Below are 20,543 nucleotides of genomic sequence, written 5' to 3'. Positions count from 1 at the left end.
AAGGAGTGCAGAGATGAAAACAGTGTTAACAGTTGGAGTGGGACTATTTTTCGCACTTGTGTTGACAAGTATGGGCAATGCGCGTGATCAAATTCAGATTACTGGTTCATCTACAGTTTTACCTTATCAAAAAATTGTTGCTGAGATATTCGGAGAAACTTACCCTCATTTTAAGGTTCCAGTTATAGAATCGGGTGGAACAGGAGTTGGTATTAAGGAGTTTTGTCGTGGTGTTGGAGAGAACACTATTGATATCGTTAATGCTTCGCGAGCGATGAAGCCAAGTGAATTGCAGTCTTGTTTTGATGCTGGTGTAAAAGATGTTGAGGAAATACGCATCGGGTATGACGGCATTGTTTTTGCAACAGATATAAATGGCCCTGATTGGAAATTGCTGCCAGTAGATGTCTATAGGGCACTTGCTGCTCAGATTATTGTAGACGGGAAATTGCAGCCCAATAACATTTCTAAATGGAACGCCGTCAATAGTGCTCTTCCTGATTGGACGATAGCAGCTTATATTCCTGGAGAAAAGCATGGAACGCGTGAAGTTTTTGAAGAAAAATTACTGGCTGCGGGCTGTAAGTCCAGTGGAGCAGTTGAGGCGATGAAAGCTTTGGGAATGGATGATAAGGCGATACATGCTGCTTGTGTCGCAGTGCGTAGGGATGGAAAGGCTATTGATATTGATGGGGATTATTCTGAAACATTTGCACGTCTGACTTCTAATAAAACAGGGGTTGGTATTTTTGGTTTGTCTTTTTATCAAAATAATGCTGATAGGCTAAAGGTTGCAGATATTAATGGTTTTGCGCCAACTGTTGAAACAATCTCTCATGGTAAATATCCAGTTTCTCGTCCACTTTTCTTCTATGTTAAGAAAGCACATTTAAGTATTGTTCCAAGTTTGCGCGAATATGTCGACTTTTTTCTTTCTGATCAAATGATTGGTCCAGATGGCCCATTGGCTGAATATGGTTTGATTGTTGCTTCTGAAAAAGAGCGCCAAGCGCAGCGTTCTGCTTTTTCTGCTGGTAGAGTGATGACTTTGAAATAATTTTCTGGATTTGCGGTGTGGGAATTTTCTGTGCTGCTTTTTTATAAAAATTGAAAGACAATATGCGCATTTCCTTCATTATTTTTCTGTTATTGCTTCTTGGTTTTATTGGATTTTGTATTTCTTATATGCGTGCTCGCACTTTTGAATACGCACAATACAAAATGCACTCTCGTGCCTATTATCACGGCTGGTGGACATTTTCGATGACTGTTATTCCAGCTCTTGTTTTTTTAATTCTTTGGGATGGTGGGAGTGCAATTTATTTAGAGTATAGTGCCTCTCGAGAGGTTTGGGCATATAGCGCGTATGTGAAAGAGTTTGTAGATCATGACTTTATTTTGGGGATTATCCGCAATTTGGTTAAAATGATTCATCGCTTGGAGGGAGATTTTGCTACGGCTTCGTATGAAGAAGTGCGGGCACAATTATTCGCCAAAGGCTTTGTTTTGCCTCATGAAACATCAGATGATATATTAAGGATAGCACAGTCATGGGTTAATTCTTCTGAAAAGTTGCAGTTTATTGGACGTAGTGCCCTTTTTATCATTGCGGTTTTAGGTCTTATCTATGGAATTATGCAAATTGCTCCGCGTCAGCGTGCACGCAATAAGGTTGAGTGTTTGATTATTATTGGATTGGTTTGTGCATCTATAGTCGCGGTTTTGACGACAGTAGCCATTGCATTCTCTATGTTTTTTCAAACGATGAGTTTTTTTCAGTCTGTACCCTTTTCAAATTTCTTTTTTGGAACGGTTTGGGATCCCCGTTTTTCAGCTAGCGGTTCGGGTAATGGAGTGGGACAATTTGGTCTCATACCACTCCTTGCCGGTACACTTTATATTGCATTTGTAGCAATGATTTTTGCTGTTCCTATTGGATTATTTTCAGCTCTTTATATGGCCGAATATGCTTCTACTCGATTGCGATCAATTGTGAAGCCATTGTTGGAAGTGCTTGCTGGTATTCCAACCATTGTTTATGGTTTTTTTGCTTTGAAGGTTGTAGGTCCATTTTTACGTGATCTCTCTATTTCTCTCTCTGGTGGTGTTGGTTTTATTATGGCTCAAAGTGTTTTGACTGCTGGAGTTGTGATGGGAATTATGTTGATTCCTTTTGTTTCTTCTTTGTCCGATGATGTTATTACGGCTGTTCCGCGTTTTTTACGCGAAGGCTCTTATGGTTTAGGAGCAACGCAATCTGAAACGATTAAAAAAGTCGTTCTACCGGCAGCACTTCCAGGAATTATGGGAGCCATTTTATTGACAGCATCGCGTGCAATTGGAGAGACGATGATTGTGGTTTTGGCGGCAGGTGTTGCAGCGAATTTAACGTTTAATCCATTTGAAGCAATGACTACAATGACGGTTAAGATTGTTAATCAATTGACAGGTGATTTTGAGTTTAATTCTCCACAAACTCTTGTTGCGTTTGCTTTAGGGATGACACTCTTTGTTATGACTCTTTTGATGAATATTCTTGCTCTTTATATCGTGCGTAAATATCGGGAACAATATGAATGAATGAAAATTTTCTTTTCCCTCGTCGCAATATTGTTCTCAAACGCCGATATTGGGCTGAGCGTCGTTTCCGCGCGTATGGCCTAATTGCCATTTTTATTGGTTTATTTTTTTTATTTGCACTTTTATGGACTGTCATTAGCCAAGGTTATACAGCTTTTTTTCAAAGTGAAATGATGTTATCAATTTATTTGGATGAAAAGCTTATTGATCCAAATGGGCAGCGTGAAATAAATCCACAAATACTCATAACTGCTAATTATCCACTTCTTGTACGGAATGCTTTAGCAAAAAAGCTTGATATAGATCAAAATGATAGGGCATCTCTGCGGGATGTTAACCGTATGTTTTCAAATAGTGTACGTGTTCAACTACGTGAGATGGTAACAAAGAATCCAAAACTCATTGGAACAACGCAAAAAATCAAAGTCTTGGCGGCAGCGGATATTGATTCTGCTTATAAAGGGCAGATTGATTTGCATGTAGCAGAAAAAAACCGCAAAGTTTCTAATCGTCAAGTGGAATGGATAAGACGCTTGGCGTATGATGGTACGCTTTACAAAACATTTAATTTTGGTTTTTTTACATTTGGTGCTTCAAGTCGTGCTGAGACTGCGGGGTTAGGTGTTGCGATAATCGGCTCTCTTTACATGATAGTTATAGTTTTAGTGATTTCGCTCCCGATAGGGATAGCAACGGCTCTTTATTTGGAAGAATATGCACGCAAAAATAAGTTTACAGATTTTATTGAGGTTAATATCAATAATCTTGCAGCTGTACCTTCGATTGTTTTTGGTCTTTTAGGACTTTCTGTTTTTGTTAATTTTTTTGGATTACCACGTTCTGCTTCTTTCGTTGGTGGGCTTGTTTTGGCTCTTATGACGCTTCCTACAATCATTATTGCGACACGCTCTGCTTTGCGTGCAGTTCCTCTTTCTATTCGCGCAGCAGCTTTAGGATTGGGAGCATCAAAAACACAAATGGTTTTTCATCATGTTGTTCCTTTAGCAGCGCCTGGTATTTTAACTGGCACGATTATTGGTGTAGCTCAGGCTCTGGGTGAAACGGCACCTTTGCTTTTGATTGGAATGGTTGCTTTTGTTGTGAATATTCCTGCTACACCAATGGATCCAGCAACAGCTTTGCCTGTTCAAATTTTCATGTGGGCAGGTGAAGCAGAGCGCGCTTTTGTTGAGAAGACATCAGGTGCTATTATCGTGTTAATGATTTTTCTTGCGATCATGAATATTTCTGCAGTTTTTTTACGTCGACGATTTGAGCGGCGTCAGTAACTTCGATAAAGCAGTAATTTTGATAAGGTTTGTGTTTTAAAATAAAGTGAGTTTTTGTAATGAAAATTAAAATGCGTGGTCAAGATGTAAAGGTTTCTTATGGAAGCAAGGAAGCACTTCATGGTATTACGCTTGATATTCCTGAACATCAGGTCACGGCTTTGATAGGCCCTTCCGGTTGCGGAAAATCGACTTTTTTGCGTTGTTTTAATCGTATGAATGATACGATTGAAGGCGCTAAAATAACGGGTCTTATTACCTTAGATGGGGAGAATATTTATGACCAGAGGATTGATGTTGTAGAGTTGCGCGCCCGTGTAGGGATGGTTTTTCAAAAGCCCAGTCCTTTTCCAAAATCTATTTTTGAGAATGTTGCCTATGGACCACGTATTCACGGTTTAGTCAAATCGCGTGCTGAATTGCATGATGTGGTTGAAAAAAGTTTGAGGCAGGCAGGTTTATTTGAAGAAGTAAAAGATCGTCTTCATGAGGCAGGAACAAGTTTATCAGGAGGGCAGCAACAGCGCTTGTGTATTGCGCGTGCCATTGCAGTTAGTCCTGAAGTTATTTTGATGGATGAACCCTGTTCAGCTCTTGATCCAATTGCTACAGCACGTATTGAAGAGCTTATCGATGCATTACGACAAAATTATACAATTGTTATTGTAACACACTCCATGCAACAGGCGGCGCGTGTTTCTCAATATACGGCCATGTTTCATTTGGGGCATTTGGTAGAAGTTGGTGCGACTGAAATGATCTTCACCTCGCCAAAAGAACAACGCACGCAAGATTATATTACGGGGCGTTTTGGATAGGTGAATTGAGGAGTATAAGCTATGTCTATGAACCATACTGTTCGTTCTTATGATGCAGAACTAAAATATTTGAAAGCAAGGATTACAGAAATGGGGAGTCATGCGGAAAGGATGATTGAACGTTCTGTTGCATCGATTGTGTGTAATGATCTTCAACTTGCGACGACAGTGATTGCTGATGATTTGTTTTTAGATAAAGCAGAACGTGATATTGATGAAAAAGCGATTACCATCATTTGCAAACGCCAACCGATGGCTGTTGATCTGCGTGAAATTATTGGTGCTATTCGTATCTCTTCTGATCTTGAGCGGATTGGGGATATGGCCAAAAACATTGCAAAGCGGACGGTAGCACTTTCAGAAACACGTCAACCCACTGCTTTTTACTATGGGCTTGAAACGATTACAGCTTTAGCGCTCAATCAATTAAAGGAAGTATTGAGTGCTTACACGAGCCGTTTATTGGAGCGTGTTGATGCAGTACGCGAACGCGATGGTAAAATTGATGCTCTATATACTTCTCTTTTTCGTGAGCTTTTGACGTACATGATGGAAGATATGCGCAATATTACGGTTTGTACGCACTTACTGTTTTGTTTAAAAAATATTGAACGCATTGGTGATCATGTCACCAATATTGCGGAAATGCTGCATTATATCATAACAGGCCATCATATGTCTTCTGACCGTCCTCGCGATGATCTTACTTATAAAGTTGGGGTAGGTGAGAAGAAAACAGATTAATTTTTTCTCATATTATAAAATAAGATTGTTTTCAAAATAAAAAGCATTGGACATTTTCTTTCCGTATGGTTGTAGGAAGAATATGAAAAATATTATAGGCAAGTGTTAAAGAAGTAACGAAGAGGCTTTTTAAGGTAATATTGTAGATTTTTAATTCTTAATTTGACACATTTGGATATTGGATGATATCATCACTTATGTTTTGGTCGGAGGGAGAGCTTCTTTCTGGTTATTTTATTCAAATTTGTATCGAAGCGTATTCGTGTTGGTTGCCATCAATATTGATGGAGACAGTCTCAGTGCTCCAATCTTTATTCGTATATAGAGTGGTTGGAGAGTTTTCGTACAGGCATATTATTTTTTTGGCGATTGAAGCATAAGGGTTGAATAGAGATTGATATTGTTTGGCTACATTTCTCCATTAAGGAAAACGATATTGATCTATAAATTAGGAATTTTTTATTTTTTATTTCGTATAAATGCCTCTTAATTACAACTTGTATTAAAACTTTACTAAGTAGTAACAATTAATCATATACTTTCTTTGAATATACATTTAAAACTCATTCGAATTTTGAATACTTCAAAGATATGAGAATGTGTTGTAAAGATGAAAAAAAATTATTGGACTGTTTTTGTTACTTGTTTTCTAGCGCCGTTAGTTATTGTGGGATGTGCTTCAGATCATTTTGGTGTTGGAAAAGTAAATGATAATAAGAAGACAAAAACAGTGATGTATCCATTGACTGAGCGTCAATGCCTTATGCGTGCAATGTATTTTGAATCAAATCGTACAAGTCGTGAGGGAATGATAGCTGTTGGAACCGTTGTTATGAATCGTGTTAATTCAACCGCCTATCCAAAGACAATTTGTGGTGTTGTTGGTCAGTACAAACAGTTTGCTCCCGGTGTTTTAACGCGTCCTATGACGGAGCCTGCATCCGTTGCTCGTGTTAGAGAGGCAGCTGATGCTGTTTTGCGCGGCGAACGGGATCAGAAACTTAAAAACGCTAAGTTTTTTCATACCGCAGGTTTATCTTTTCCTTATAAAAACATGCATTATGTTCGTGTTGCAGGGGGAAATGCCTTTTATGAAAAGCGTTCACGTGATGGATCGCTTCAAGTTCCTACGAATGATCGTCCTTATGATGTTGCTTATGCTTTTGCCCAAGAACGTTCTGGCAATGCACCGAGTTTCATGGACGCAAGTATAGAAAGTAAAGAGATAAAAGCAGAGGAAAAGAAAAACGCCTCCCTTCCGATAAAAATAACGCAGGCAAATAAGGTGCGTACCACGTCTTTTGTTGCAGTACAGCTTGATAAGGTTCCTATTCCTACATCTGCACCTCATCGTATAGATAAGGGAGGGGAAAGCAAATCAATTGTGGCCGCCTATGTTATGCCTTCATCAGATCAGTTAAATGCAATTGTTGCAGTATTAGAGAAACGGTACAGAAGCCGGTAACTTTTTCACAACAAAAGAAGGAATTGGTAATGTACTTTGATACTCATGAAACCATTTCACCTGAAATGCTTAATCGTCTTGCAGAAATTACAGTAAAAGTCGGGTTGAATTTACAAGAGGGGCAAGATCTTGTTTTGACGGCTCCAGTTTCAGCATTACCTTTTGTTAGGCGTATTGCATATCACGCCTATAAGGTTGGTGCCGGTGTGATTACGCCACTTTTTAGTGATGATATGTTATCACTAACACGTTTTGAAAACGCACATACTGCTAGTTTCGATTGTGCGCCTTCTTGGCTATATGAGGGAATGGCGAAGGCTTTTGAAAATGGGGCTGCGCGTTTAGCTATTGTTGGTGATAATCCTTTGCTACTTTTCAATCAAGATTTTGATAAGGTTGCACGTTTAAATAAAGCTACTTCAATTGCTTACCAGCCGGCTCTCAAAAAAATATCGAATTTTGCCATGAATTGGTCGATTGTTGCTTATCCAACAGCAGGGTGGGCTGAGACAATGTTCCCTTCTTTGCCGCTTGATGAGGCGATCAAGAAGTTAGCTACTGCAATTTTTTCTGCTTCACGTGTTACAGAAGAGGATCCAGTGCACGCATGGGTTGTTCATAACGCAAGTTTGAAACAACGGTCATCTTGGCTTAATGAGCAGCGTTTTTCAGCTTTGCACTTTAAAGGACCAGGGACTGATTTAACAGTTGGTTTGGCAGATGATCATGAATGGCATGGTGGTGCAGCGGCTGCTCAAAACGGTGTGGTATGCAATCCTAATATTCCGACAGAAGAAGTATTCACCACGCCTCATGCATATAAGGTGGAGGGTTTTGTGCGTTCGACGAAGCCTCTTTCCTATCAAGGAGCACTTATTGATAATATTGAGGTGCGGTTTGAGGCGGGGCGTATTGTTGATGCGCGTGCTTCGACCGGGCAGGAAGTTTTGCAACAGGTTTTGCAAAGTGATGAGGGAGCAAGTCGATTGGGTGAAGTTGCTCTTGTTCCACATTCTTCACCAATTTCTAAGAGTAACCTTCTTTTTTATAACACATTATTTGATGAAAATGCTGCATGTCATATTGCTTTAGGGCAGTGTTATTCCAAATGCTTTTTAGATGGAGCGTCGTTGACAGTAGAAGAAATTGCAGCGCGTGGTGGTAATAAAAGTGTGATTCATATTGACTGGATGATTGGCTCAGGTGAAATTGATATAGATGGCATTACGCAAGATGATAGGAGAGTTCCTGTATTTCGTAAGGGTGAATGGGCTTAATATTATTATTTTTTTCCAATGGTATTGTTGGAATGCGTGTAATTATTGAAGATAATAGATGCCTGAGCTTCCTGAAGTAGAAACAGTTCGTCGTGGACTTGAGCCGTTTGTGACTGGTGCAAAGATTATTTCTGTTACACTTAATCGCAGGGATTTGCGGTTTCCTTTCCCTGAGGCATTTTCTGAGAGGCTTATAGGCAGGAAGATCATAGAACTTGGTCGGAGAGCGAAATATTTGTTGTTTCATCTTTCACGCGATGAAACGATTTTGAGCCATTTAGGAATGTCAGGATCATGGCGCGTAGAAGATGATCTTTTAAAAAAAAATTCTTCTGTTACCGAGAAATTTGTTAGGCATGACCATTTTGTCATGGATATTCAGGCGCAGGATGGCAAAGTTTATCATCTTACTTATAATGATGTTCGTCGTTTTGGGTTTATGCTTTTAGTAGATACAAACAGGCTTTATGAACATCCGCTTTTAAAGAAGCTAGGGCTCGAGCCTATGGGTAATGCGTTTTCTGGTAATTATTTACAAGAGGTTTTTGTTAATAAAAAAATATCTCTTAAGGGAGTTTTGCTTGATCAGACTATTGTTGCGGGTCTTGGGAATATTTATGTGTGCGAAGCGCTTTGGCGTAGTCGTTTGTCACCACAGCGTAGAGCATTTACGTTGGCATTGAAAACTGTACGTGCACGTGAAATTGCGGATTCCTTAGCACAGAATATACGCAATGTGATTGCTGAAGCAATTTTGTCTGGTGGATCTTCTTTACGTGATTATATGCATGTAGATGGCTCTCTCGGTTATTTTCAACATGCTTTTTCAGTGTATGGACGAGAAGGCAAAGAATGTTTGCAATGTGGAACGCCTATTGTTCGTATTCTACAGTATGGGCGTTCAAGTTTTTACTGTTCACAATGTCAAAAATGAATAAGATCTCTTGCAAAATTCTACAAGAGGCTTAAAGTCATATTGACAATTACATAAGGCTTGGGAGGCTTTTTTTTATGTTAAATAAAGTACTAACACATCTTGATGAAAATATAGAAAAGAGCCTTGAACGCCTTTTTTCTCTTTTACGTTTTCGATCGATTTCAACAGACTCGGCTTATAAGGATGAATGTCGCAAAGCAGCTGATTGGTTAGTAGAGGATTTGAAGACTATAGGTTTTGAGGCTTCACGGCGTGATACGCCAGGTCATCCAATGGTTGTTGGGCATCATCCAGGTCCTTCGGATGATTGTCTACATGTGTTGTTTTATGGACATTATGATGTTCAACCTGTTGATCCGCTGAGTTTATGGGAAGATGATCCGTTTACACCTTCTTTAAAAGAGAGAGATGGAGAGAAAGTTATTTGTGCTCGTGGAGCTTCCGATGACAAAGGTCAGCTTATGACCTTTATTGAGGCATGCCGTGCATTTAAGAAAGAAACAGGGCGGCTTCCTGTTAAGGTTACTGTTTTATGTGAAGGTGAAGAAGAATGTGCTTCTCCTTCACTTATACCTTTTTTGAAAGCAAATAAGGAGGAACTTAAAGCAGATTGTGCACTGGTTTGTGACACATCTATGTGGGATGCTGATACACCATCCGTTTCTGTTGCTCTTCGGGGGATTATGGCGGAAGAGATTATTATTACAGCGGCTAATCGTGATTTACATTCTGGCTATTTTGGGGGAGCTGCAGCCAATCCCATTCGTATTTTAGCTAAAGTTTTAGCAGGACTTCACGACGAAAATAATAGAGTGACACTTCCTGGTTTTTATGATGGAGTAGAAGAAACACCTCCGCATATTTTGCAGTCATGGAATGAACTTAATTGTACTGCTGAAAATTTACTTGGCCCTATAGGCCTTTCTGTTCCATCTGGTGAAAAAGGGCGGAGCATTTTAGAGCTCGTATGGGCACGTCCTACCATGGAAATTAATGGTATTAGTGGAGGCTATGAAGGAGAAGGAATTAAAACGGTTATTACTTCTCAAGCAAGCGCAAAAATATCGTGTCGTTTAGTCCATAAGCAAGATCCAGAGAAAATACGTCAAGCTTTTCGTGATTATGTACGTAGCTCTATTCCTGCTGACTGTACAGTGACCTTTAAGAATCACGGTTCTTCTCCGGCAATGCAGCTTTCCTATGATTCATCTTTTATCAAAGCGGCAAAGGATGCTTTATCACAAGAGTGGGAGGTTCCTGCTGTGTTGACATGTATGGGTGGTTCGATTCCAATTGTAGCAGATTTTCAGTCAATTCTTGGTATGGAAACTGTTTTGGTTGGTTTTGCGCTAGCGGATGACCGTATTCATTCACCTAATGAAAAGTATAATTTAAAATCATTTCATAAGGGGCAGCGGTCTTGGGCACGTATTCTTACCGCTTTAGCAAATAGGAGGGTAAATGGCTGAGATTCGCGTTCATCAAGGTGATTTACCAAACTTAGACAATTATCAAATTGATGCTGTTGCGATTGATACCGAGACTTTAGGATTACAACCACACCGTGATCGTTTATGTGTTGTTCAACTTTCTTCTGGAGATGGTACTGCTGACATTATACAGATTGCTAAAGGGCAAAAAAGTGCTCCCAATTTAGTCAGGTTGCTTGAAGATAAGGCAATCACCAAAATATTTCATTTTGGGCGTTTTGATCTTTCTATTTTAGCGCATACATTTGGCGTTATGCCAGATGTGGTTTTTTGTACAAAAATTGCTTCAAAGCTCACACGTACCTACACGGATCGTCATGGATTAAAAGAAATTTGTAGTGAATTGCTGAGTGTGAGTATTTCTAAACAGCAGCAATCTTCAGATTGGGCTGCAGAAACTTTATCACGCGCGCAAATTGAGTACGCTGCATCGGATGTTTTATATCTGCATCGTTTAAAAGATATATTTGAAGAGCGCTTAAGACGTGAAGAGCGAGAAAGTGTTGCAAAGGCATGTTTTCAATTTTTACCTATGAGGGCAAGACTCGATCTTTTGGGATGGTCAGAGGTTGATATTTTTGCACATAGCTGAATTAAAAATGAACCTTTAAAACCGGAGCTGGAAGAATGATAATGTAATAGAACAAGATGCCTATAATATATGGGCATCTTGTCCTTTCATCTCTTTTGGTGAGAGTGTTTTATAATATAATTCTTAGTTTAGTGGGTGTTGTTAAATTGAAAGATCGCACAATAAAAATAAATTTATGAAGATGTGCTTTTTTGTGTTCATAACAACCGTTATTTTAAAAAGGCGACAGTTTGATGGGGAACTGCTGGTAAAATATGGGCAATACGTTGATTGAAAACTTGACACGTGAACACTACCACGATTGCATTTAGCAATATAGGGTGAGAAAAATCTCTGCTAAAGAAGTGCGTTAATGATGATCCGTGTAGTTGGTATCTGACGTTACGTTATGTCCTTATTTATTTTAAACCGAGAGAGATTTATGAATCTGGGATGTTTCATCGCAGCTGTTGCTGTTTTCACTTAAGTTTCTGTCGCTCATGGGGCTAATTCTATGGTTGCTCCGAAGAAGGTACAAGGAGTGACTTCTGCTATTTCTTCTGAAAATTCTCTGTTGAATGAACGGGTTAACGGTGCCTTATCTAAAGTTTTTCAAAAGGAGTTTTTTGTATTGATAACAGCAAATGCGAAGCAGCTGTTAATTTGGTAGCTGTATCATACTCGCTTAAAAAAGAGGTTCAGGATCCAGGAAAAACCAAAGAGGCCAAAACGATCATGGGAGCCGGTGAGTCTCGATAAGCAAAACAGTGATGTTAAGAGATGTTATTTTATGTAACCAGTAGATTTTGGAGAAGCGAGGTGTTTTCGCTGGCTTAAAAGTGAGGGATTTACGTTTCTTGTTAGAGTTTTGGGGTGTATTGCGTTTTGCAAGGACCGGTCGTGTATGTTTTTCATGGAGACGTTGTTGTTCAGAATTTGGAGAGAACGCATAAGGCAATATTAAATTTCATTGAGAAAATAATAAGTTCTACATAGGCATAGTTTACAAATTCACGTTATTACAGATCAAACAACTAAAAGGGAGATCTGTTGTAAGTTTTTCGTTTTTTCATAAGTGTATCATTTTTACTACAGATATCTGTAAGGTGGGCTCTATATGGAATTACGTGTTCAAATATTCAGCTATGGAGAGAAATTATGAATATGAAATGGTTAATAACGGCTTCTGCTTTTGCGTTTGTTTCAGCTTCAACAGCGCATGCGGCAGATGTTATTGTTCCCCCGCAGCCTACACCAGTTTCACCGGTTATTGTTGCTCCCACTTTTTCTTGGACAGGTTTTTATCTTGGTGGCCAGGTTGGTAGTTTTTCAAGTAAAACGAAGATGGATATTCTCAGTAATGGAAAAACCATTCCGGTGAATAATGAATTTTTGCCTAAATTATCAGGTTTTATGGGGGGGCTTTATGCAGGTTCCAATGTTGATCTTGGGAATGGCCTGATTTTAGGTGTTGATACAGATTTCATGTGGTCTGATAAAGATGACACGAAAACGGGTCCAGTATATGTAATTGCTAAAAATCATATAGCATATATTGACAAGATGCTGAAAGATGCTGGAATTAAGATTGGTAACAATGTACTCCAAGAGGGTGATAAACGGACGCACAGTTTTACTTTTAAAGAAAAGTGGGCTGGCGCGACGCGGGTACGGATTGGTTTTGCTGCTGAGCGTATTATGCCTTATGTTGCTGGTGGTATTGCCTATACACAACTTCAAGATATTGCGTCTGTATCAATAACAGAAAAAGATAAAGGTAGAGTAATCGCTTCTGGTAATCTGTCTGATGAAACAAAGACATTTGTTGGTTACACTCTCGGTGCTGGTGTTGATTTAGCAATGACCAATAATATTATTGTTCGTGCAGAATATCGTTACTCGGATTTTGGTAAAAAGAAATTCTCAAACGATAAATATGAAACTTCTCACAAAACCAATGATTTTCGCGTTGGTGTAGCGTACAAATTTTAACGTATGGTAAGCTAAATTACCATAAGGTTGGTTTTTGACGACGTTTTTGGTATTTTTTTGTGACTATATTGTTACAAAACACAGATTATTACATATGCGGAAAGTTGCTATGCATTGATTTTGATAAAAAGAAATGCGCAAAGGATAAACAGTAATTTATCTTTTATTTCAACAAGTTATGCATGTGTATAACTGATAGGCTTTCGTATAGAAAAAATTATTAAGAGGTCCCATCTCTGAATGGGACCTCTATTTTATATAGCTGTGTTATTTTTACTACAGATTTTTTTTCATAGATGTATAGTATTGCACCATAATGAATTAGGAGCAAAATTTATGAATATAAAATCTTTAATAACAACTTCTGTTGTCGCTTTAGTTTCAGCTTCTGCAGTACAAGCTGCTGATGTTGTCATTCCACATGAAGTAGCACCAGTTATCACTGCCCCTGCTTTTTCTTGGACAGGTTTTTATCTTGGTGGTCAGATTGGTGGTTTTTCAAGTAAAATTGCCTTGAAAGATAAAGATAAAGATACTTCAATTTTTAAAGACTTATCGCCTAAACTTTCAGGTTTGATTGGTGGTTTTTATGCAGGGTCTAACTTTGATCTTGGAAGTGGCATTATTTTGGGTGTTGAAACAGATATGATCTGGTCTGGCAAAAAAGACTTAAAAGTAGCCACTGGAAAAGAACCTGGAAAAGAACCTGGAAAAGAACCTGGAAAAGAACCTGGAAAAGAACCTGGAAAAGAACCTGGAACAGAAACTGGAACTCCTGGAACTTCTGGAACTCCTGGAACTTCTGGAACTGCAACTCTTGGAGCTGGAACGAGAGTGGTAGATGCAGGTGCTGTGGATGTATCAGAAGCTATTGCTTTTAAACAGAAATGGGCTGGCGCTACGCGAGTACGTATTGGTTTTTCTGCTGCTGACCACATTATGCCTTATGTCGCTGGGGGTGTTGCCTATACACAGCTGGAGGCAGCTTATGGAAAAGCGAAGATAAATGGTGCATCTTTTGCTACAACTTCATCTGATGAAACGGCAACAATGGTTGGTTTCACGATTGGTGGTGGTATTGATTTCGCAATGACTGATAATGTTCTGTTGCGTGCAGAATACCGCTATTCAGATTATGGTAAAAAGAAATTTTTTGGGACAGCACAAAAAGAGTATAATTTCAAAACCAATGATTTCCGTGTTGGTGTAGCTTACAAATTCTAATTTTATAAAAACGAAATTGTTCGTATAAAATTAAGTTACATTGCTAGGAGGCCCCGTTTTAACGGGGCCTCTATTTTTATCGCTCCCTAATTTTTGTAAATGTATCATTTTTGCTACAGATTTTCTTTGCATAAGTGCCTAGCATTGCGTTATGAATAAATGAGGAGCAGAATTTATGAATATAAAATCTTTAATAACGGCATCTGTTTTTGCTTTTATTTCAGCTTCGGCGGTACAGGCTGCGGATGTTGTCATTCATCAGGAAACCGCACCAGTTATTACAGCCTCTGCTTTTTCTTGGACAGGTTTCTATATTGGTGGCCAGATTGGTGGTTTTTCGAGTAATGTTGAGATAATTAATTCGGATACAAAAGATACAATTAGCGAAGATATGACACCTAAGCCTTCAGGTTTCGTGGCTGGCATCTATGCAGGTTCTAATATAGATCTTGGCCATGGTCTTATTCTAGGCGTTGAGACTGATGCAGTTTGGGCTGGACGAGAAGACAAAAAAAGCTCTACTTCAGAGATTCTTGGTAATTTTGGCGCTGTGGAACTTAATCAGGATTTTAAAGATGCCGGCATTCAGTTAGAGGAAGCGGAAAAATTTGTAGCGGGTGATACGGGAGTGTATAGAACTATTTTAAAAGAAAAATGGTCCGGGGCTACACGAGTGCGTATTGGTTTTGCAACCGCTGACCGCATTATGCCGTATATTTCTGGTGGTGTTTCTTATGCACAGATGCAGGGTATTGATTGGGTTTCTGCAACAAAAAAATCAGTAAATAATAAACCAGGTAAAACAATCTCTGGTAATACGATTGATAAAACAAAGATGTTTATTGGTTTTACTCTTGGTGGTGGTATTGACTTTGCGATGACTGATAATGTTCTGTTGCGTGCAGAATATCGTTACTCTGATTTTGGTAAAAAGAAATTCGTGAAGGATGGGAACGAATTTAGCTATAAAACTAATGATTTCCGTGTTGGTGTAGCATATAAATTCTAATTTTATAAAAAACAAAATTATTTAGGCCGAAAATAAATTGCTAAGAGGTTCCGTCTTTAACGGCGCCTCTATTTTTTTGTGGATGTGATATTTTTGCTACAGATATTTCAAAATAGATACACTATATACAATACGTTTTGGATATTTGGAGATATTTTATGAATACGAAACGTTTAATAACGGCATCTATTTTTGCTTTAATTTCAGCTTCTACAGTACAAGCAGCGGATGTGATGATTCCTCATCAACAGGCACCGGTTGTTTCGTCAGGTTCTTCATCAGCTTTTGTCGCTCCTGCTTTTACTTGGGCCGGTTTTTACTTGGGTGGCCAAATTGGTGGGTTTTCAAGTAAAACTGATATGAATATTATTGATACTGATACAGATATTGTTGATAAAGATAGAAGTGCGCCACTTCCTAAAAATTTATCACCTAAGCTTTCAGGTTTTGAAGGTGTTGGCGTTTACATCGGTTCTAATATTGAACTTGGCGATAACTTCATTTTTGGTGTTGATACGGATTTAATGTGGTCTGGAAATAAACAGACAAAGACTATTACCGTAGATTTTTCTGATGGTTCTACAGTAGACAGTGTAGTAGCAAGGTCTGGCAGACCAGTACATTCAGCATCAATCCAACAGGCTTCAGAGAGCTCAGTTCCAGCACAACCAGCAGCAGTGGGAGGAGATGCTGGCAATAGAGGGGGTGCGGGTCACAGTCATTATGGTGCTAATCCCCATGGGTCTGCTGCTCACGGTGCACAGATGATGGCTGGACACGGTGTGCAAGCTGCAGGTCAGAATAGTGCAAATCTATATAATTTAGCGCAGATAAAGAGGGAAATCGCTGAATTTAGTCGTGAGCAAGGCGGGGAAATTGAAGCTTTAAATCATACTTTAAAGCAAAATTGGACTGGTGCTACGCGGTTGCGTATTGGTTTTGCTGCTGATCGTTTTATGCCTTATGTTTCTGGTGGTGTTGCTTATGCGCAGCTTCACGACATTGTGTCCATATCTTTTAAGAAAGAGAGTGGAAAAGTTTTAAAATCTCAGAACTTAACCGATGAAACAAAGATGATGGTTGGTTATACTCTTGGTGGTGGTTTTGATTTTGCAGTGCTGGACAATGTTATTTTGCGTGCAGAATATCGTTACTCCGATTTTGGCAAGAAAAAATTTGCGAAGGAAAAATTTGAAATTAACTATAAAACCAATGATTTCCGTGTTGGTGTAGCTTATAAATTCTAGTTTTTAAGAGTAAGTTGCTAAGAGGCTCCGCTTATAGTGGAGCCTTTATTTTTTTGAGGAGATTATTTTTGTGTTTCCTTTCTTGATAGTTTCATGATAAAGCCCATGAAACGTGATGATATATCTTCTTGATCGCTGCTTAATACGAATGATAAGCTCGGCTTTCCCTATAGATTAAAAAACCAGAGTTGCAGGGTTCAGGGAAGTTATGCAAAAATGAAATCGTAAAAGTGGACAGGAATATTTCACAATGACTGTGAAAAATGAAACAATAGATTACTCGAAAACTCTTTATCTACCACAAACAAATTTTCCTATGCGTGCGGGGTTACCGCAAAAAGAGCTTGAATTGATGGCACGGTGGGAAGATATGGGGCTTTATACGCAATTACGCCAACAAGCAAAAGATCGCCCACTTTACATTCTTCATGATGGACCACCTTACGCAAATGGACATATCCATATTGGGCATGCTTTAAACAAAGTTTTAAAGGATGTGATTGTTCGTTCATTCCAAATGCGTGGTTTTAACGCAAACTATGTACCTGGTTGGGATTGCCATGGGCTTCCAATTGAATGGAAGATTGAAGAAAAATATCGTGCGCAAGGGAAAAATAAAGATGATGTACCCCTTAACGAATTTCGTCAAGAATGCCGTGAATTTGCACAACATTGGATAACTGTTCAAAGTGAAGAATTTAAACGCCTTGGCGTTGTTGGAGATTTTAACACGCCCTATACCACAATGGCTTTTCATGCAGAAGCACGCATTGCTAGTGAATTGATGAAATTTGCTATGTCAGATCAGATTTATCGTGGTTCAAAGCCTGTGATGTGGTCTGTTGTGGAGCGTACGGCTTTGGCAGAGGCGGAGATTGAATATCATGATCATGAATCAGAGGTCATATGGGTTAAGTTTCCTGTTTTTGAAACAGATTCTAGCGATTTGTATGGCGCTTATGTTGTGATTTGGACAACGACTCCGTGGACAATTCCTGGTAACCGTGCGGTTAGTTATTCTTCACAGATTTCTTACGGTGTTTACGAAGTTGAAAGCGCAGAAAATGATTTTGGTCCTCAAGCTGGAGAAAAACTTCTCTTTGCTGATGCATTGGCCATGAGTTGTGCAGAAAAAGCAAAACTTGTTTTGAAGCGTTTACGTGTTGTTTCTAATGATGAACTTAAAAGGCTTTTTCTTTCTCATCCACTCAAAGGTTTGGCTGGAGGTTACAATTATAAGATTGCACTACTTGATGGTTCGCACGTAACAGAGAGTGCTGGTACCGGTTTTGTTCATACAGCACCTAGCCATGGTCGTGAGGATTTTGAAATTTGGAATGCTTATAAGCCTCTATTGGAGCAGGCTGGTATTGATTCGTCTATACCTTTTCCTGTTGATGATGCTGGTTTTTATACGAAGGATGTCCCTGGTTTTGGACCGGACCGTAAAGAGGGGCCCGTACGTGTTATTGATGATCATGGAAAAATGGGTGATGCCAATAAAGAAGTGATTAACGCTTTAATTAAAGCGGATCGATTGTTTGCACGCGGTCGTTTAAAACATTCCTATCCTCACAGTTGGCGTTCAAAAAAGCCAGTTATTTTCCGTAATACGCCGCAATGGTTTATTTCAATGGATAAAGATCTTGGAGATGGTTCAACTTTACGTAGTCGTGCTTTGGAGGCTATTTCGATGACGCGTTTTGTTCCTTCTTCTGGCCAAAACCGTTTGGCTTCTATGGTAGCAGATCGTCCTGATTGGGTTCTTTCTCGTCAGCGCGCTTGGGGTGTTCCAATTTGTATTTTTGCCAATGAGGATGGTGTTATTCTGAAAGATGAGCGAGTGAATGAGCGTATTTTGCAAGCTTTTGAAAAAGAAGGGGCAGATGCGTGGTTTACTGAGGGAGCACGTGAACGTTTTTTAGGTGAGCGTGCACATGAGTCTTGGAAACAGGTCCATGATATTCTTGATGTTTGGTTTGATTCTGGAGCGAGCCATAGTTTTGTACTAGAGGATCGAGCTGATTTGAAGTGGCCTGCCGATGTTTATTTTGAAGGATCTGATCAACATCGTGGGTGGTTCCAGTCTTCTCTTTTGGAAAGTTGTGGTACGCGCGCTTGTTCTCCTTATAAAGCGGTGATCACGCACGGTTTTACTTTGGATGAGAATGGCAAGAAAATGTCTAAGTCCTTAGGAAACACGGTTGTTCCGCAAGAAATTATTAAAACATCTGGTGCTGATATTTTTCGTCTCTGGGTGATGACAACGGATTATTGGGAAGATCAGCGTCTAGGTAAAAAAATTCTTCAAACAAATGTGGATTCATATCGTAAATTGCGTAATGCAATTCGTTGGATGCTTGGAACTTTAGCGCATGATGAAGGAGAAGAAATCTCTTATTGTGCATTGCCAGATCTTGAAAAATTTATATTACATAGGCTTTTTGAACTCGATCATTTGGTTAATCGCGCCTATGACGAGTTTGATTTTAAAAAGATTATGCGTGCATTATTGGATTTTTCGATTATTGAGTTATCAGCATTTTATTTTGATATCCGCAAAGATTCTCTTTATTGCGATGCACCTTCATCAAAAAAACGTAAAGCTTCTTTGCAGGTTGTCCGTGAGGTTTTTGAGCACATGGTGACATGGCTTGCTCCAATGTTGCCTTTTACGATGGAAGAAGCTTGGTTAGAGCGTTATCCAAAAAGTCAATCGGTGCATTTGGAACAGTTTCGCTCTACGCGAGAAGAGTGGCAGAACGAATCTTTGGCTGAACGTTGGAAAAAAGTTCGTCAGGTCCGCAAAGTTGTGACGGGTGCTTTAGAGCTTGAACGAGCGGACAAGCGTATTGGATCATCTTTAGAAGCAGCACCCATTGTTTTTATTTCTAATCCAACTTTACTGGAAGTATTAGAGAATCTAGATATGGCGGAAATTTGTATCACCAGTGCTCTAACAATTAAACAAGATACACCGCCTAAGGATGCTTTTACTCTGAGTGATGTTGAAGGCGTTGGTGTGTATCCGGGGAAGGCGTTAGGGAAAAAATGTGCGAGGTCATGGCGTTATACACAAGATGTTGGCAGTGATCCAGCTTATCCTGATGTATCTGCTCGCGATGCAGCTGCTTTGCGTGAATTACAGACGCTCGGCAGGATTTAAAGTTTAGATCAAGAGGAAAGGGTGAAATGCTGGGTTGTAAAGAGCATTTTACGGTTTGAATTCTGTCATTGATGCGTGTAACCTTTTATGGTAATGATAGTTCCGTTGTTTTTCCGTAGGGGGAGTTTGTGTGTGGATCAGATCTCCAGTAAATCGCGGGAGAATCAATTAACCATATACTTAGGAAAATGGGATAAGCAGTGAAAAGACGTGAAGTAAGAATATTGCCAACAAGCATTTTGGGTATGTGCTTTGTTTTAACAGGGTGCGGTTTATCCGCTCCTACTTATGGTACAGATAAGGCGGTTTCGTTACAGTTTTTTGAAGATGTTGCTAACCTTGCTTCGCTAACATCGACAAATGACAATAGTCAGCTTGTTATGGAAAACCATCCAAAACTTGTGATACCAAAGTCAAGCTCGCGCACAGTGTTACCACTACCGCAGCAAGATGTAGCACAGGGTGGTTCATTTGGTAGAACAGGAAGACTAAAGCAACACCCTAGTGGTAACAAAGTTTCTGTTTTTCCCAAAAAAGGATCATCAGTTAATGAGCATGCTAGTACCGCTGGTTCAGAAAGTATCTCACGGTTGAGTGCGAAGCAACGACAGGAATATTTACGTCGTCAGAGAGCGCAAGTTGGAAGCCCGAAGTATCGTCGGTATCTCACGGAGCCACCTTTAAGTTATCGTCAACCGGCAAAAACTGCACCTGTTGGTAAATAAGAATAAGGA

The 20,543-nt window shown here is 39.4% G+C and carries 17 protein-coding genes; all 17 read left to right on the top strand.

The genetic code is table 11. The features are described 5' to 3' along the window. The first annotated feature begins 13 nt into the window (after nucleotides 1–13). A complete protein-coding gene (locus tag J7R13_RS05105; protein WP_004858699.1) occupies nucleotides 14–1,057 on the top strand; it encodes a substrate-binding domain-containing protein in 1,044 nt (347 codons plus the stop codon). Nucleotides 1,058–1,119: 62 nt separating this feature from the next. Beyond that, nucleotides 1,120–2,580 (top strand): phosphate ABC transporter permease subunit PstC, encoded by a 1,461-nt coding sequence (gene pstC, locus J7R13_RS05100; protein ID WP_208437749.1) that lies wholly within the window; start codon nucleotides 1,120–1,122, stop codon nucleotides 2,578–2,580. Next, nucleotides 2,577–3,869, top strand: a complete 1,293-nt coding sequence (gene pstA, locus J7R13_RS05095; RefSeq protein ID WP_208437748.1) for a phosphate ABC transporter permease PstA — start codon at nucleotides 2,577–2,579, stop codon at nucleotides 3,867–3,869. The genes pstC and pstA overlap by 4 nt, the downstream gene beginning before the upstream one ends. A 59-nt stretch (nucleotides 3,870–3,928) precedes the next feature. Further along, complete coding sequence (gene pstB, locus J7R13_RS05090; RefSeq protein ID WP_004858702.1) at nucleotides 3,929–4,687, top strand: phosphate ABC transporter ATP-binding protein PstB; 759 nt, start codon at nucleotides 3,929–3,931, stop codon at nucleotides 4,685–4,687. 21 nt (nucleotides 4,688–4,708) lie between these two features. Further along, nucleotides 4,709–5,431: a phosphate signaling complex protein PhoU gene (phoU, locus tag J7R13_RS05085; protein WP_004858704.1), complete on the top strand. Its 723-nt coding sequence runs from the start codon at nucleotides 4,709–4,711 to the stop codon at nucleotides 5,429–5,431. Nucleotides 5,432–6,041: 610 nt separating this feature from the next. Next, on the top strand, nucleotides 6,042–6,896 hold the full coding sequence (locus J7R13_RS05080; protein WP_208437747.1) for a cell wall hydrolase: 855 nt from the start codon (nucleotides 6,042–6,044) through the stop codon (nucleotides 6,894–6,896). Nucleotides 6,897–6,925: 29 nt separating this feature from the next. Beyond that, a complete protein-coding gene (locus tag J7R13_RS05075) occupies nucleotides 6,926–8,173 on the top strand; it encodes an aminopeptidase (protein WP_004858712.1) in 1,248 nt (415 codons plus the stop codon). A 58-nt stretch (nucleotides 8,174–8,231) separates the two neighbouring features. Then, nucleotides 8,232–9,107, top strand: coding sequence for a bifunctional DNA-formamidopyrimidine glycosylase/DNA-(apurinic or apyrimidinic site) lyase (mutM, locus tag J7R13_RS05070; RefSeq protein ID WP_208437746.1), 876 nt, complete (start codon nucleotides 8,232–8,234; stop codon nucleotides 9,105–9,107). Between the two features lie 77 nt (nucleotides 9,108–9,184). Beyond that, the gene (locus J7R13_RS05065) at nucleotides 9,185–10,579 is read left to right on the top strand and encodes a dipeptidase (RefSeq protein WP_208437745.1); all 1,395 of its coding nucleotides are present in this window, start codon (nucleotides 9,185–9,187) and stop codon (nucleotides 10,577–10,579) included. Continuing rightward, nucleotides 10,572–11,192 carry a ribonuclease D gene (locus tag J7R13_RS05060; protein WP_208437744.1) on the top strand — a complete coding sequence of 207 codons (621 nt, stop codon included), beginning with the start codon at nucleotides 10,572–10,574 and terminating at the stop codon, nucleotides 11,190–11,192. Before J7R13_RS05065 ends, J7R13_RS05060 begins: the two co-directional genes overlap by 8 nt. A gap of 493 nt (nucleotides 11,193–11,685) precedes the next feature. Next, complete coding sequence (locus tag J7R13_RS05055) at nucleotides 11,686–11,841, top strand: hypothetical protein (RefSeq protein ID WP_208437743.1); 156 nt, start codon at nucleotides 11,686–11,688, stop codon at nucleotides 11,839–11,841. A gap of 488 nt (nucleotides 11,842–12,329) precedes the next feature. Next, entirely contained in the window at nucleotides 12,330–13,163 is an 834-nt protein-coding gene (locus J7R13_RS05050) for an outer membrane protein (protein WP_208437742.1), read from the top strand. A 336-nt stretch (nucleotides 13,164–13,499) separates the two neighbouring features. Further along, nucleotides 13,500–14,387, top strand: coding sequence for an outer membrane protein (locus J7R13_RS05045; protein WP_208437741.1), 888 nt, complete (start codon nucleotides 13,500–13,502; stop codon nucleotides 14,385–14,387). A 175-nt stretch (nucleotides 14,388–14,562) separates the two neighbouring features. After that, a complete protein-coding gene (locus J7R13_RS05040; RefSeq protein WP_208437740.1) occupies nucleotides 14,563–15,396 on the top strand; it encodes a porin in 834 nt (277 codons plus the stop codon). Nucleotides 15,397–15,554: 158 nt separating this feature from the next. Beyond that, nucleotides 15,555–16,643, top strand: coding sequence for an outer membrane protein (locus J7R13_RS05035; RefSeq protein ID WP_208437739.1), 1,089 nt, complete (start codon nucleotides 15,555–15,557; stop codon nucleotides 16,641–16,643). A gap of 250 nt (nucleotides 16,644–16,893) precedes the next feature. After that, nucleotides 16,894–19,809 carry an isoleucine--tRNA ligase gene (gene ileS, locus J7R13_RS05030; protein ID WP_208437738.1) on the top strand — a complete coding sequence of 972 codons (2,916 nt, stop codon included), beginning with the start codon at nucleotides 16,894–16,896 and terminating at the stop codon, nucleotides 19,807–19,809. Nucleotides 19,810–20,009: 200 nt separating this feature from the next. Then, nucleotides 20,010–20,534 carry a hypothetical protein gene (locus J7R13_RS05025; RefSeq protein WP_208437737.1) on the top strand — a complete coding sequence of 175 codons (525 nt, stop codon included), beginning with the start codon at nucleotides 20,010–20,012 and terminating at the stop codon, nucleotides 20,532–20,534. Nucleotides 20,535–20,543 lie beyond the last annotated feature (9 nt).

The sequence above is a fragment of the Bartonella taylorii 8TBB genome (assembly GCF_902825155.1).
Lineage (GTDB): Bacteria > Pseudomonadota > Alphaproteobacteria > Rhizobiales > Rhizobiaceae > Bartonella > Bartonella taylorii_A.
The sequence above is the reverse complement of the archived record's forward strand: the minus strand, read 5'-3'. Positions and strand labels throughout refer to the sequence as shown.